Source organism: Saccharothrix coeruleofusca, from assembly GCF_017876325.1.
GTDB lineage: Bacteria > Actinomycetota > Actinomycetes > Mycobacteriales > Pseudonocardiaceae > Actinosynnema > Actinosynnema coeruleofuscum.
In genome coordinates this window covers 7491868-7504264 of sequence record NZ_JAGINV010000001.1, presented here as the reverse complement: position 1 = coordinate 7504264, position 12397 = coordinate 7491868, and the positions used below count along the sequence as shown (strand labels likewise).

Genomic DNA, 12397 nt, shown 5'->3' with positions numbered 1-12397 from the left:
CCGGGCGACCGGCTGGACGAGGTCGCCCGGCGGCTCGCGGACCGCGAGGTCGTCCTGGTCGAGGGCGGCGCCCCGGAGGCGCTGCTGCACCTGGCCAAGGAGGCGGGCGCGCGGCCGGTGGCGGTCAGCGCCCACCGCAAGCCGCGCGGCTTCCGCCGGGTCCACCTGACCGGCGGGGAGCCGGTGGAGCTGGTGGTCGAGCCGCTGCCCAACGACCTGCGCCACGAGACCGGCCCGTTCGACGTGATCGGCGACGTGCACGGCTGCGCCGCCGAGCTGGCGCGACTGCTGCGCGAGCTGGGCTACCGCGACGGCGCGCACCCCGAGGGCCGCAAGGCGGTGTTCGTCGGCGACCTGGTCGACCGGGGACCGGACACGCCCGGCGTGCTGCGGCTGGTGATGGACATGGTGCGGGCCGGTCGGGCGCTGTGCGTGCGCGGCAACCACGAGGAGAAGTTCGTGCGCGCCTTGCGGGGGCGCGACGTGCGGGTCACGCACGGCTTGGAGCTCTCGCTCGCCCAAATGGCCCGCGAGACGCCCGAGTTCCGCACCGAGGTGGTCGAGTTCTGCGACTCGCTGGTCCCGCACTACCGGCTCGACGGCGGCAGGCTGGTGGTCGCGCACGCCGGGCTGCCCGAGCGCTTCCACGGCCGGGAGTCCTCCCGCGCCCGCAGCACCGCCCTGTACGGCGTGGGCACCGGCGAGCGCGACGAGCGCGGCTTCCCCGTCCGGCTGCCATGGGCCGACGACTACCGGGGCGACGCGATGGTCCTCTATGGACACACCGTGGTCGAGGAACCGCGGTGGGTCAACGGAACCCTGTGCCTGGACACCGGCTGCGTGTTCGGCGGCCGTCTCACGGCGCTGCGCTACCCGGAGCGCGAGATCGTGTCCGTGCCCGCGCTCCGGGTCTGGTACAGCCGCGGCGGCTAGTCCTTCTTCTTCGCCGACTCCGCCTTCTCCTCCGCCGCGGGCGGGTCGAAGGAGGCGGGGAGCTTCTTCAGGTGCTTGCTCATCGAGCGGACCAGGAAGAACACCGCGATGAAGAACAGCACCAGGAGCAACAGCCCCAGCGGGGAGGACTTGCCGAAGTCCTCCTGCTGCCCGCCGGGGTCGTTGGAGGTCGAGGGCTGCACGAGCACCAGCGCCGTGGTCTGGTCCCAGGGGACCGGGTTCACGCTGTCACCTTTTCCCTAACTCCCGCGAACAGGTCGTCCTCGGGGACGGTGCTGTCGACCAGCGAGCGCGCCAGCTCGTACTCCTCGGTGGGCCACAGCTCGCGCTGCAGCTCCAGCGGCACGGCGAACCAGCGGCTGGTCGGGTCGATCTGGGTGGCGTGGGCCTTGAGGGCCTCGTCGCGCTGCGGGAAGTAGTCCGCGCACTCCACGCGCGTGGTCACCCGCTCCATCACGTCCGGCCGGTCCGCGCCCCAGCCCGCCAGCCACTCCGCGTACGGCGACTCCTGCCCCATGGCCAGCAGCGCCTCGTGGAAGGCCAGCAGCTTGGCGCGGGAGAAGCCGTGCGAGTAGTACAGCTTGAGCGGCTGCCACGGCTCGCCCGCCTCCGGGTAGCGGTCCGGGTCGCCCGCGGCGTCGAACGCGGCCACCGAGACCTCGTGGCAGCGGATGTGGTCGGGGTGCGGGTAGCCGCCGTTCTCGTCGTAGGTGACGACCACGTGCGGGCGGAACTCGCGCATCAGCGCCACCAGCGGCGGCACCGACTCCTCCAGCGGGACCAGCGCGAAGCAGCCCTCGGGCAGCGGCGGCAGCGGGTCGCCCTCGGGCAGGCCCGAGTCCACGAAGCCCAGCCAGCGGTGCTGGATGCCGAGGATCTCGGCCGCGCGCGCCATCTCCTCGCGGCGGATCGCGGCCATGTTCTCCAAAACGTCGGGTCGGTCCATGGCGGGGTTGAGGATGCTGCCCGCCTCACCGCCGGTGCACGTCACGACCATCACCTCGTGGCCCTCGGCCACGTAGCGCGCCATGGTGGCCGCACCCTTGCTCGACTCGTCGTCGGGGTGCGCGTGCACCGCCATCAGTCGCAGCTTCTCAACCATGACGGTGGTAGTCCTCCTTGGCCCTGCCGAACGGAGCCCCCTCGGCCCCTGCGACACTCAACGCGGTGGTCGCGGCACATTGTTCCCCACGGGTAGGAGGCGCGAGCAGGTGGCAGGACGCGCGCTGCCCGAGGGCAGGTACGGCAAGACGAGCAAGCCGATGCCGAAGTGGGCCCGGTGGTCACTGCCCGTGATCGCCGTGCTGCTGGGCGCCGTGGTGGCCTGGGTCGGCTACCGCAACCTCGGCGCCAAGCCGGTGGAGGCGAAGCAGACCGCTTTCCAGGTGCTGGACGCGGGCTCGGTGGAGATCACCCTGGAAGTCGTCCGGGACACCCCCGACCGTGCGGTGGTGTGCGTCGTTCGTGCACGCTCCGATGATGGCGACGAGGCGGGCAGACGCGAGGTGCTGGTGCCTCCGGGGCCGGGCACCACGTTCGCCAGGACCGTCCTCAAGACGTCGAAACCCCCCGTGACCGGAGAGGTCTTCGGCTGCTCCTACCAGGTCCCGGCCTACCTGTCCACGAGGTAGCGGCCAAGCGGGTGATCTGCGGCTTTGTTGCCGCCTCGGGGAACGAAACACCGTCGCCGAACGTTGTCGGCATGTTACTCTTGCCTTTCAGCACGGCCCCGGCGCGGGCCGTGTTTTTCCGTTCCGGACGTTCGCGTCCGGGAACTGCCAGCCCACACCACGGGCCTGGAGCAAGACGAGGAGTTGGTAACCGTGAGCGACACTGAGGTGACCTGGCTGACCCAGGAGGCCTACGACCGGCTCAAGACCGAGCTGGACGAGATGATCGAGAACCGCCCGGTCATCGCCGCGGAGATCAACGCTCGCCGGGAGGAGGGCGACCTCCGGGAGAACGGCGGCTACCACGCGGCGCGCGAGGAGCAGGGCAAGCAGGAGGCCCGCATCCGCCAGCTGCAGGAGCTGCTCCGCGTGGCCAAGGTCGGCGAGGCCCCCACCGTCAACGGCGTGGCCGCGCCGGGGATGGTGCTCACGGTGCGTTACGAGGGCGATGACGAGACCGAGGAGTTCCTGCTCGCCACCCGCGAGGAGGGCGCGCACGGCGCGCTGGAGGTGTACTCCCCCTCGTCCCCGCTGGGCAAGGCCCTGCTGGGCGCCAAGGAGGGCGAGACCCGCGAGTACGAGCTGCCCAGCGGCAGCACGATGAAGGTCACGCTGATCAAGGCGGTGCCCTACTCGGGCTGAGGTCCGTGCCAGAGGGGCGGCCACCACGCGGGGTGGCCGCCCCTCTCGCGTGTCGCGGTCAGGTGATGCGCTCCAGCAGCGGGCGCACCCGCGGCGGCACCGGCGTGGACAGCGCGATCGAGCTGGACAGCCGCCGCACGCCCGGCACGTCCACGATCTCGTCGATCACCCGCTGCAGGTCGGCGTTGGACCGGGCCACCACCCGCGCGAACAGGTCCCCCTGGCCGGTGGTCGCGTGCACCTCGCACACCTCGCCGATGGCGGCCAGCCCGTCCACCACCTCCCGCCGCCTGCCCTGCGCGATCTCCAGCACGGCGAACGCGGTCAGCCCGTAGCCCATCGCGGCCAGGTCCACCGCGGGCGGGAAGCCGGTGAGCACACCCCTGGCGGTCAGCCGGTCCAGCCGCGCCTGCACCGTGCCGCGCGCCACGCCCAACCTGCGCGAGCACTCCAGCACCCCCAACCGGGGCTCGTCGGTGAGCAGCAGCAACAGCCGCGCGTCGAGCCGGTCCACCGACTGGTCAAAGTGCTCAACTTGTCCGTCCTGAGCCATGAACCACTGTACAAACTGACCAGCCGAACAACAGGCTGTTGCCCACCCTGTTCACCGGCTCACATCCTGTGACCCATGACGCAGCAGCTTGACGACGTGAGCTACGACCAGCTCCGCCAACTCGTGGGCCTGGTCGACTACGACGGGACGCGGGACCCGTTCCCCGTCCGCTCCATGGACGCCGTGGTCTTCGTGGTCGGCAACGCGACCCAGACCGCGTGGTTCTACCAAGTCGCCTTCGGGATGCAGCTCGTCGCCTACGCCGGACCGGAGACCGGGCAGCGGGACCACAAGTCCTTCGTGCTCAAGTCCGGCTCGGCCCGGTTCGTCATCAACGGCGGCGTCGCGCCCGACAGCCCCCTGCTCGACCACCACCGCAGGCACGGCGACGGCGTCGTCGACCTGGCGCTGGAGGTGGACGACGTGGACAAGTGCGTCGCGCACGCCCGCGCCCAGGGCGCCACCGTGCTGGAGGAGCCGCACGACGTCACCGACGAGCACGGCACCGTCCGGCGCGCGGCGATCGCGACCTACGGCGAGACCCGCCACAGCCTGGTCGACCGGTCCCGCTACCACGGCCCCTACCTGCCCGGCTACGTGGCCAAGCAGAGCGCGGTGGTGCGCCCGGAGGGCTCGCCCAAGCGCCTGTTCCAGGCCGTCGACCACTGCGTCGGCAACGTCGAGCTGGGCAAGATGGACTACTGGGTCGAGTGGTACAACCGCGTCATGGGCTTCGTGAACATGGCGGAGTTCATCGGCGACGACATCGCCACCGACTACTCGGCGCTGATGAGCAAGGTGGTGTCCAACGGCAACCACCGCGTCAAGTTCCCGCTCAACGAGCCCGCCATCGCCAAGCGCAAGTCCCAGATCGACGAGTACCTCGAGTTCTACGAGGGCGCGGGCGTGCAGCACATCGCGCTGGCCACCAACGACATCGTGGCCACCGTCGAGCACATGCGCGCGGCGGGCATCGAGTTCCTGGACACCCCGGACTCCTACTACGACGACCCGGAGCTGCGGGCGCGCATCGGCGAGGTGCGGGTGCCGATCGAGGTGCTCAAGCAGCACCGCATCCTGGTCGACCGGGACGAGGACGGCTACCTGCTGCAGATCTTCACCGCGCCGATCGGCGACCGGCCCACGGTGTTCTACGAGCTGATCGAGCGGCACGGGTCGCTCGGCTTCGGCAAGGGCAACTTCAAGGCCCTGTTCGAGGCCATCGAGCGGGAGCAGGAGCGTCGCGGGAACCTGTGATCTTCAGCTTCGCGAGGGGCGGGTCCAGCGGGCCCGCCCCTTTTTGCTGTCGGTCGGTCCGGGGCGCGGCGCGGGACCTCCACGGACGGGTACGCTCGGCTTGGGGATTCCCCTCACACCGCGTTCACCTGGGAGGTGGCATGGCGCTCGCGGGACGGGTCACCGCGCTGCTCCCGCTCGCCGGAGCGGTCGCCACGGCCGTGGCGCTGACCGGCGCGGCCTTCTTCACCGTGGCCCACGCGGGCTGCGAGGACAGCGGTCGGTTCGTGCAGCGCGAGGACGGCGCGGTCGAGTTCGTCGGCGGCTGCCTCGACGGCCACGACCTGCCCACCGCGCCCGAGCCGGTGGACAGCGCGCGGTACGACGTCAAACCCTGAGCTCCGCCCGCCGTTTCGCGCGATAGTGGTCGCATGTGTCGGAACATCCGGGTGCTGCACAACTTCGAACCGCCCGCGACCGAGGACGAGGTCCACGCGGCGGCGGTGCAGTACGTGCGCAAGGTCAGCGGCACCACCCACCCCTCGGCGGCCAACGCGGAGGCGTTCGAGGCGGCCGTGGCGGCGGTCGCCGAGGCCACCAGGGTCCTGCTGGACAGCCTGGTGACCAAGGGCCCGCCGCGCGACCGCGAGGTCGAAGCCGCGAAGGCGAAAGCCCGCGCCGCCGACCGCTACCGCCCCCGCTGACCCACCCCCGCGAGTCGAACCTCCAGACACCCTGAACTCAACATTCGCGCACCCCGACCGGCACTTTCGCGCCGGTCGGGGTGTAGTTACCGGCCCTCCCGGCGGCCTCGGGTGGTACTTGCCGACGCACCAGGGCGGGCGCGCGCGAAGCACGCGCAGCGGACCGCCCGCGACCCGCCATCCTTGGCGACCTGCCGCGCGGCGAGCGCACCCCCACCACACCCCAACGACGAACTCAGGGGTCCTGAGCGTTCGACTCGCGGTACCTGAGCGTTCGACTCGCGGGGTGGGGGTCAGGACAGGGCGGAGAGGAGGTCGGCGACCAGGTCGTCGGCGGACTCCAGGCCCACGGAGATGCGGATCAGCGCGGCCGGGACCTCCAGCAGCGTCCCCGCCACGCTGGCGTGGGTCATCCGACCGGGGTGCTCGATCAGCGACTCGACCCCGCCCAGCGACTCGGCCAGGGTGAACAGCCGGGTGCGCGAGCACACCTCCAGCGCGGCCTCCTCGCCGCCCTCGACCACGAACGAGATCATGCCGCCGAACCGGCGCATCTGCTTGGCCGCGACCTCGTGGCCGGGGTGCTCGGGCAGGCCGGGGTAGAGCACCGACGCCACCCTCGGGTGCCGCGTCAGCGCCTCGGCGACCCGCTCGGCGTTGTCCGAGTGCTTCTCCATGCGCACTTCGAGGGTCTTCAGGCTGCGCAGGGTCAGCCACGCGTCGAACGCGCTGGGCACCCCGCCCGAGCCGTTCTGCAGGAAGCCGAACTGGGCGTCCAGCTCGTCGTCGGAGGTGATCAGCGCGCCGCCGACCAGGTCGGAGTGGCCGCCGATGTACTTGGTGGTCGAGTGCATGACCACGTCCGCGCCCAGCTCCAGCGGGTTCTGCAGGTAGGGCGAGGCGAAGGTGTTGTCCACCACCAGCCGCGCGCCCGCCGAGCGCGCGACCTGGGACAGCGCCGCGATGTCGGCGATGTTGAGCAGCGGGTTGGTGGGCGTCTCGACCCAGATCACCTTGGTGTTGGGGCGCACCGCGGCGCGCACCGCGTCCACGTCGGACAGCGCGACCGGGGTGTGCTCGACGCCCCACGGCCGCAGCACCTTGTCGATGAGCCGGAACGAGCCGCCGTAGGCGTCGTTGGGGATGATCAGGTGGTCGCCGGGGCGCAGCAGCGCGCGCAGCGCGGTGTCGGTGGCGGCCATGCCCGAGGCGAACGCGCGGCCGTGCCTGCCGCCTTCCAGCGCGGCCAGGCACTCCTCCAGCGCCCGCCGCGTGGGGTTGCCGGTGCGCGAGTACTCGAACCCCTGGCGCAGCCCGCCCACGCCGTCCTGCGCGTAGGTGGAGGTGGCGTAGATGGGCGGGATGACCGCGCCGGTGGTGGGGTCGGGTTCCTGCCCGGCGTGGATCGCCCTCGTTGCGAAGCCCTGGTGGCCGCTGTCCGTCATGCTCCCCAGGCTACGGGGGCGTGAAAAGCGGCCGCCCGCCAGCCGATCGGCTGACGGGCGGTGGGTGCTCCGGGGGGAGAGAAGTCACCACTGCTGGGGCGGCTGCTGCTGGCCGTACCCCGGCTGCTGCTGGCCGTACGGGTTGGCCTGGGGCTGGCCGTACGGGTTGGACTGCGGCTGCTGGCCGTAGCCGTAGGGCTGCTGCTGCGGCGGGTACTGCTGCGGCTGGCCGCCCGCGCCGGGGTGGCCACCGGGGTGTCCGCCGGGCACGCCCTCGGGGGCGTTCACCACGACCGTGCCCATGATGCTGTCCGCCCAGGTGCGCTTCCTGGCGTCCCACAGCGGCGCGAAGAAGCCCACGTAGCAGGGCAGGATGTCCACGAAGTGGCACAGCTGGCGGACGAAGGCGTTGCCGAAGCCGATCGGCTGACCGGTCTCCTCGCTGACCAGCTTGATCTTGGCGACCCGCTTGCCCAGCGTCTGGCCGGTGCTGCCCTGGAGGTAGCAGGCGTTGTAGAGCGCCCAGCCGAACGAGAGCAGGCCGCTGAGGGCGTAGAAGATCATCAGCAGCGACAGGTCGGCCATCGCGATGCCGATGCCGATGAGCAGGCCCATGACCACGGCGGGCGTGCCGTAGTCGACCAGCGCGCCGAGGGCGCGGGTGCCCCACTCGGCGTAGCCGCCTGCGGGCGCGGGGTGGGCCTGCTGGCCGTAGCCGGGCGGCGGGGCACCCCACTGCTGCTGCGGCGGCTGGCCGTAGCCGGGCTGCGGCGCACCCCACTGCTGCTGCTGACCGTACTGCGGCGGCTGGCCGTAAGGGGCGGGCTGCTGGCCGTACTGCTGCGGCGGCTGCTGCCCGTACTGGCCGGGCGGCGGCGGGAAGCCGGGCTGCGCCTGCGGCTGGGCCGGGAACCCGCCCGAAGCGGCCTGCTGCTGAGCCTGCTGGGCCTGCTGCTGTGCTTGCTGCTGGGCCTGCTGGGCCGCTCCGGACGACACCACCTGGGTGGCGTCGGAGTTCGCCGCGGGCTGCCCCCCGGTGGCGGGACCGGCGGAGGCCCCGGAAGCCCCGGTGGAGCCGCTGGACACGACCTGAGTGGCGTCGGAGGACGGGAAGACCGGGGCCTGCCCACCCGCGTGACCGCCGCCGGGCACGACCTGGGTCGCGTCCGGGTTGGCTGGCTGCTGCCCCGGCTCCTGCTGCGGTTGACCGCCGAACTGCTGGTTACCTGGCGGCTGCGGAGCGTTCATCGCAGTTTCCAACCCCCTTGGCGTGCGCCGTTGGTGTGACGAGATCGGTGGCTCACGCTAGCGGATGGTGACGGGGGCGGAACCGGCAACCGCCCCCCGGTGCCCCGGCGGGCAGCCGATCAGCGCCCCGCCAGGAACCCCAGGATGTCCTGCCGGGTGACCACGCCCGCGGGCTTGCCGTCGTCGAGCACCAGCGCGCCGTCGGCGGAGGACAGCGCCTGCATCGCCGCGCCGACCGGCTCGCCCGCGCCGATGGTGGGCAGCTTGGGCGACATGTGCTTGTCCAGCCGGTCGGTCAGCTGCGCCTTGCCGGTGAACAGCGCGTCCAGCAGGTCCCGCTCGTTGACCGCGCCCGCGACCTCGGCGGCCATCACCGGCGGCTCGGCGTTGACCACGGGCATCTGGGACACGCCGTACTCGCGCATGATCGCCACCGCCTCGGCGACGGTCTCGCTGGGGTGGCCGTGCACCAGGTCGGGCATCCGGCCGCCCTTGCGGCGCAGCACGTCGCCGACCGTGGCCCCGGAGGTGTCCGGCGACAGGAAGCCGTAGGAGGCCATCCACTTGTCGTTGAACACGCTGGACAGGTAGCCGCGCCCGCCGTCGGGCAGCAGCACGACGATCACGTCGTCGGGGCCGCAGTCGCGGGCCACCCGCAGCGCCGCGGCCACGGCCATGCCGCAGGAGCCGCCGACCAGCAGGCCCTCCTCGCGGGCGAGCCTGCGGGTGATCTCGAAGGAGTCCGCGTCGGACACCGCGACGATGTCGTCGCAGACGGTCCGGTCGTAGGCGTCCGGCCAGAAGTCCTCGCCCACGCCCTCGACCAGGTAGGGCCTGCCCGTGCCGCCGGAGTAGACCGAGCCCTCCGGGTCCGCGCCGATGACCTTCACCCGACCGCCGGAGACCTCCTTGAGGTAGCGGCCGGTGCCGGAGATGGTGCCGCCGGTGCCGACGCCCGCGACGAAGTGGGTGATCCGGCCCTCGGTCTGCCGCCACACCTCCGGGCCGGTGCCGTGGTAGTGGCTGGCCGGGTTCTCCGGGTTGGCGTACTGGTTGGGCTTCCACGCGCCGGGGATCTCGGCTACCAGGCGGTCGGAGACGTTGTAGTAGGAGTCGGGGTGCTCCGGCGGGACCGCCGTCGGGCACACCACGACCTCGGCGCCGTAGGCCTTGAGCACGTTGCGCTTGTCCACGCTGACCTTGTCCGGGCAGACGAACACGCACTTGTAGCCCTTGCGCTGGGCCACCAGCGCCAGGCCGACCCCGGTGTTGCCGGAGGTGGGCTCGACGATGGTGCCGCCCGGCTTGAGCTCGCCGGAGCGCTCGGCCGCCTCGACCATGCGCAGGGCGATCCGGTCCTTCACGCTGCCGCCGGGGTTGAGGTACTCGACCTTCGCGAGGATCAGCGGCGACAGCCCTTCGGCGAGCGCGTTGAGCTTCACCAGCGGTGTGTTGCCCACCAGGTCGACAACGCTCTCGACGTACTCCACGGGAGTTGCCCGCCCTTCCACAGCTGCCGGATGACCCGACGAGCGTATCTCGCGCCCCCTGCCGCCGCCGCCAGGAGGACCAGCGGCGTGGGTCACCAACCGCGGTCGACCTGAACCAGCGTTAACTAGGCTGCGCACACACGCCGCGGCGAAACAAAGGAGTTCCGTATGCCTGAGGCCGTGATCGTCTCCGCCGCCCGGTCCCCCATCGGCCGCGCGGGCAAGGGCTCGCTCAAGGACGTGCGCGCCGACGACCTGACCGTCCAGGTGCTCAAGGCCGCGCTGGCCAAGGTCCCCCAGCTCGACCCCGCCGACATCGACGACCTGATGCTCGGCTGCGGCCTGCCCGGCGGCGAGCAGGGCTTCAACATGGCGCGCGTGGTCGCCGTGCTGGCGGGCTACGACACCCTGCCGGGCACCACGGTGACCCGGTACTGCGCGTCGTCGCTGCAGACCACGCGGATGGCGCTGCACGCGATCAAGGCGGGCGAGGGCGACGTGTTCATCAGCGCGGGCGTGGAGACGGTCTCCAGCTTCGCCCGCGGCAGCTCCGACAGCTGGCCGGACACGCACAACCCGCTGTTCGCCGACGCCGAGGCGCGCACCGCGGCCACCGCCGCCGGGGCGTCGTCGTGGGAGGACCCCCGCCAGTCCGGGCAGCTGCCCGACATCTACATCGCCATGGGGCAGACCGCGGAGAACCTGGCGCTGGCCAAGGGCGTGACGCGGGAGGAGATGGACCAGTTCGGCGTGCGCTCGCAGAACCTGGCCGAGAAGGCCATCGCGGACGGGTTCTGGGCGCGCGAGATCACGCCCGTGACGCTGCCGGACGGGACCGTGGTCTCGGCTGACGACGGTCCGCGCGCCGGGGTGACCTACGAGGGCGTCTCCGCGCTCAAGCCGGTGTTCCGGCCGGACGGGCGGGTCACCGCGGGCAACTGCTGCCCGCTCAACGACGGCGCGGCGGCGCTGGTGATCATGAGCGACGTGAAGGCGCGCGAGCTGGGCATCACGCCGCTGGCCCGGATCGTGTCCACCGGCGTGTCCGGCCTGTCGCCGGAGATCATGGGCCTCGGCCCGGTGGAGGCGTCCAAGCGGGCGCTGGCGCTGGCGGGCATGTCGATCGGGGACATCGACCTGGTGGAGATCAACGAGGCGTTCGCCGCCCAGGTGATCCCGTCCTACCGGGACCTGGGCATCGACCTGGACAAGCTCAACGTCAACGGCGGCGCGATCGCGGTGGGTCACCCGTTCGGCATGACCGGCGCGCGGATCACCACGACGCTGATCAACTCGCTGCAGTTCCACGACAAGCAGTTCGGCCTGGAGACCATGTGCGTCGGCGGCGGGCAGGGCATGGCCATGGTGCTGGAGCGGCTGAGCTGACCCGGTGCCCCCCGCCCCAGGGCCGCCGGGTAGTAGCGAGCGGCCCTGGGGCGGGGGTCGGGTAGTACTTGCAGGCGCATGAGGAAGGGCGCCCGCCGGGAGGCGGGCGCCCTTCCTCATGGAGCTGGGTCGTGCGGCTGGGTCGTGACGCGGAGTGCTAGTCGCGCTGCAGGTAGGACAGCAGGCGCAGGATCTCCAGGTACAGCCAGACCAGGGTGGTCATCAGGCCGAACGCGGCCCACCACGCCCACTTCGCCGGGACGCCGCTGCGGATCATCTCGTTCGCGGCCTCGAAGTCCAGCAGGAAGTTGAAGGCCGCGATACCGATCACCACGAGGCTGAACACGATCGCCAGGGCACCGCCGTCGCGCAGGCCCATGTTCACGCCGAACAGGCCCAGCAGCAGGTTGCCCAGCATCAGCACGGCCGCGCCCACGGTCGCGCCGATGATCCACTTGGTCAGCCGGGGGGTGACCCGGATCGCACCGGTCTTGTAGACCACGAGCATCGCGCCGAACACGCCGAACGTGCCGAGGATGGCCTGCCAGGCGATGCCGGGGAAGATCGCCTCGAACACGCCGGTGATGCCGCCGAGGAACACGCCCTCCGCCGCCGCGTAGGTCAGCACCAGCGGCGCGCTGGGGGTGCGCTTGAAGATGATGACCAGCGACACGACCAGGCCGACCAGCATGCCCGGCAGCATCAGCGCCATCGGCGCGACCTGGCCGGTGAGCACCAGCCACGCCGAGACGAAGCCGGTGACCAGGGTCAGTGCCAGCGTGGTCGCGGTCTTGGTGACCACGTCGTCGATGGTGATCGGGCGCTCGCCGGTGGTCGGCGGAGCACCCTGGTAGCCGCCGTACTGCTGCGCCTGGTACGGCTGGCCGAAGCCTGCGTAGTTCCCGTAACCGCCGCCGGTCGGCAGGTTGCGGAACGCGGGGTTGCTGGTGGTACGCACCTCGTCCTCCTGTGGCGTCTGACGCCGTCACGGGGTTCAACGACCACACGAGTCGATCGGTTCCCGTCGGGTAAAAGCGACTTTACCCGGACGGAACGATCTCGAACCCAC

General features: G+C 71.7%; 13 protein-coding genes and 1 pseudogene. 7 read left to right on the top strand and 7 right to left on the bottom strand.

Translation table 11 applies throughout. The features are described 5' to 3' along the window. Positions 1–147 precede the first annotated feature (147 nt). Positions 148–918, top strand: a pseudogene (locus JOF41_RS34985) (metallophosphoesterase); the annotation flags it as partial. Positions 919–929: 11 nt separating this feature from the next. Here the strand turns inward: JOF41_RS34985 and JOF41_RS34980 are convergent. Then, on the bottom strand, positions 930–1178 hold the full coding sequence (locus JOF41_RS34980) for a hypothetical protein (protein ID WP_372448510.1): 249 nt from the start codon (positions 1176–1178) through the stop codon (positions 930–932). Beyond that, entirely contained in the window at positions 1175–2056 is an 882-nt protein-coding gene (gene mca / locus JOF41_RS34975; RefSeq protein ID WP_189224404.1) for a mycothiol conjugate amidase Mca, read from the bottom strand. The genes JOF41_RS34980 and mca overlap by 4 nt, the downstream gene beginning before the upstream one ends. A 109-nt stretch (positions 2057–2165) precedes the next feature. Here mca and JOF41_RS34970 point away from each other — a divergent pair, with 109 nt between their 5' ends. Together JOF41_RS34970 and greA are read left to right on the top strand one after the other, a co-directional pair. Further along, positions 2166–2585 carry a DUF4307 domain-containing protein gene (locus JOF41_RS34970; protein ID WP_307867667.1) on the top strand — a complete coding sequence of 140 codons (420 nt, stop codon included), beginning with the start codon at positions 2166–2168 and terminating at the stop codon, positions 2583–2585. Between the two features lie 183 nt (positions 2586–2768). Then, positions 2769–3266, top strand: coding sequence for a transcription elongation factor GreA (gene greA / locus JOF41_RS34965; protein WP_189224402.1), 498 nt, complete (start codon positions 2769–2771; stop codon positions 3264–3266). A gap of 58 nt (positions 3267–3324) precedes the next feature. Here the strand turns inward: greA and JOF41_RS34960 are convergent, their stop codons facing one another. After that, positions 3325–3819 carry an Lrp/AsnC family transcriptional regulator gene (locus JOF41_RS34960; protein ID WP_189224401.1) on the bottom strand — a complete coding sequence of 165 codons (495 nt, stop codon included), beginning with the start codon at positions 3817–3819 and terminating at the stop codon, positions 3325–3327. Positions 3820–3894: 75 nt separating this feature from the next. Between JOF41_RS34960 and hppD the strand changes: the two genes are divergently transcribed. From hppD to JOF41_RS34945, 3 genes are all read left to right on the top strand, one after another. Beyond that, positions 3895–5076, top strand: coding sequence for a 4-hydroxyphenylpyruvate dioxygenase (hppD, locus tag JOF41_RS34955; protein WP_189224400.1), 1182 nt, complete (start codon positions 3895–3897; stop codon positions 5074–5076). A 140-nt stretch (positions 5077–5216) separates the two neighbouring features. Continuing rightward, positions 5217–5453 (top strand): hypothetical protein, encoded by a 237-nt coding sequence (locus tag JOF41_RS34950; protein WP_209623873.1) that lies wholly within the window; start codon positions 5217–5219, stop codon positions 5451–5453. Between the two features lie 33 nt (positions 5454–5486). Further along, complete coding sequence (locus JOF41_RS34945; RefSeq protein ID WP_209623872.1) at positions 5487–5759, top strand: DUF2277 domain-containing protein; 273 nt, start codon at positions 5487–5489, stop codon at positions 5757–5759. A gap of 293 nt (positions 5760–6052) precedes the next feature. On the opposite strand, the gene JOF41_RS34940 is transcribed toward JOF41_RS34945, so the two are convergent. From JOF41_RS34940 to JOF41_RS34930, 3 genes are all read right to left on the bottom strand, one after another. After that, entirely contained in the window at positions 6053–7204 is a 1152-nt protein-coding gene (locus JOF41_RS34940) for a cystathionine gamma-synthase (protein ID WP_189224397.1), read from the bottom strand. An 84-nt stretch (positions 7205–7288) separates the two neighbouring features. Beyond that, the gene (locus JOF41_RS34935) at positions 7289–8452 is read right to left on the bottom strand and encodes an RDD family protein (protein ID WP_209623871.1); all 1164 of its coding nucleotides are present in this window, start codon (positions 8450–8452) and stop codon (positions 7289–7291) included. Positions 8453–8571: 119 nt separating this feature from the next. After that, on the bottom strand, positions 8572–9942 hold the full coding sequence (locus tag JOF41_RS34930; RefSeq protein ID WP_189224396.1) for a cystathionine beta-synthase: 1371 nt from the start codon (positions 9940–9942) through the stop codon (positions 8572–8574). Between the two features lie 168 nt (positions 9943–10110). Here JOF41_RS34930 and JOF41_RS34925 point away from each other — a divergent pair, with 168 nt between their 5' ends. Further along, positions 10111–11328, top strand: coding sequence for an acetyl-CoA C-acetyltransferase (locus JOF41_RS34925; protein WP_209623870.1), 1218 nt, complete (start codon positions 10111–10113; stop codon positions 11326–11328). A 157-nt stretch (positions 11329–11485) separates the two neighbouring features. On the opposite strand, the gene JOF41_RS34920 is transcribed toward JOF41_RS34925, so the two are convergent. Beyond that, a complete protein-coding gene (locus JOF41_RS34920; protein WP_189224394.1) occupies positions 11486–12286 on the bottom strand; it encodes a Bax inhibitor-1/YccA family protein in 801 nt (266 codons plus the stop codon). Positions 12287–12397 lie beyond the last annotated feature (111 nt).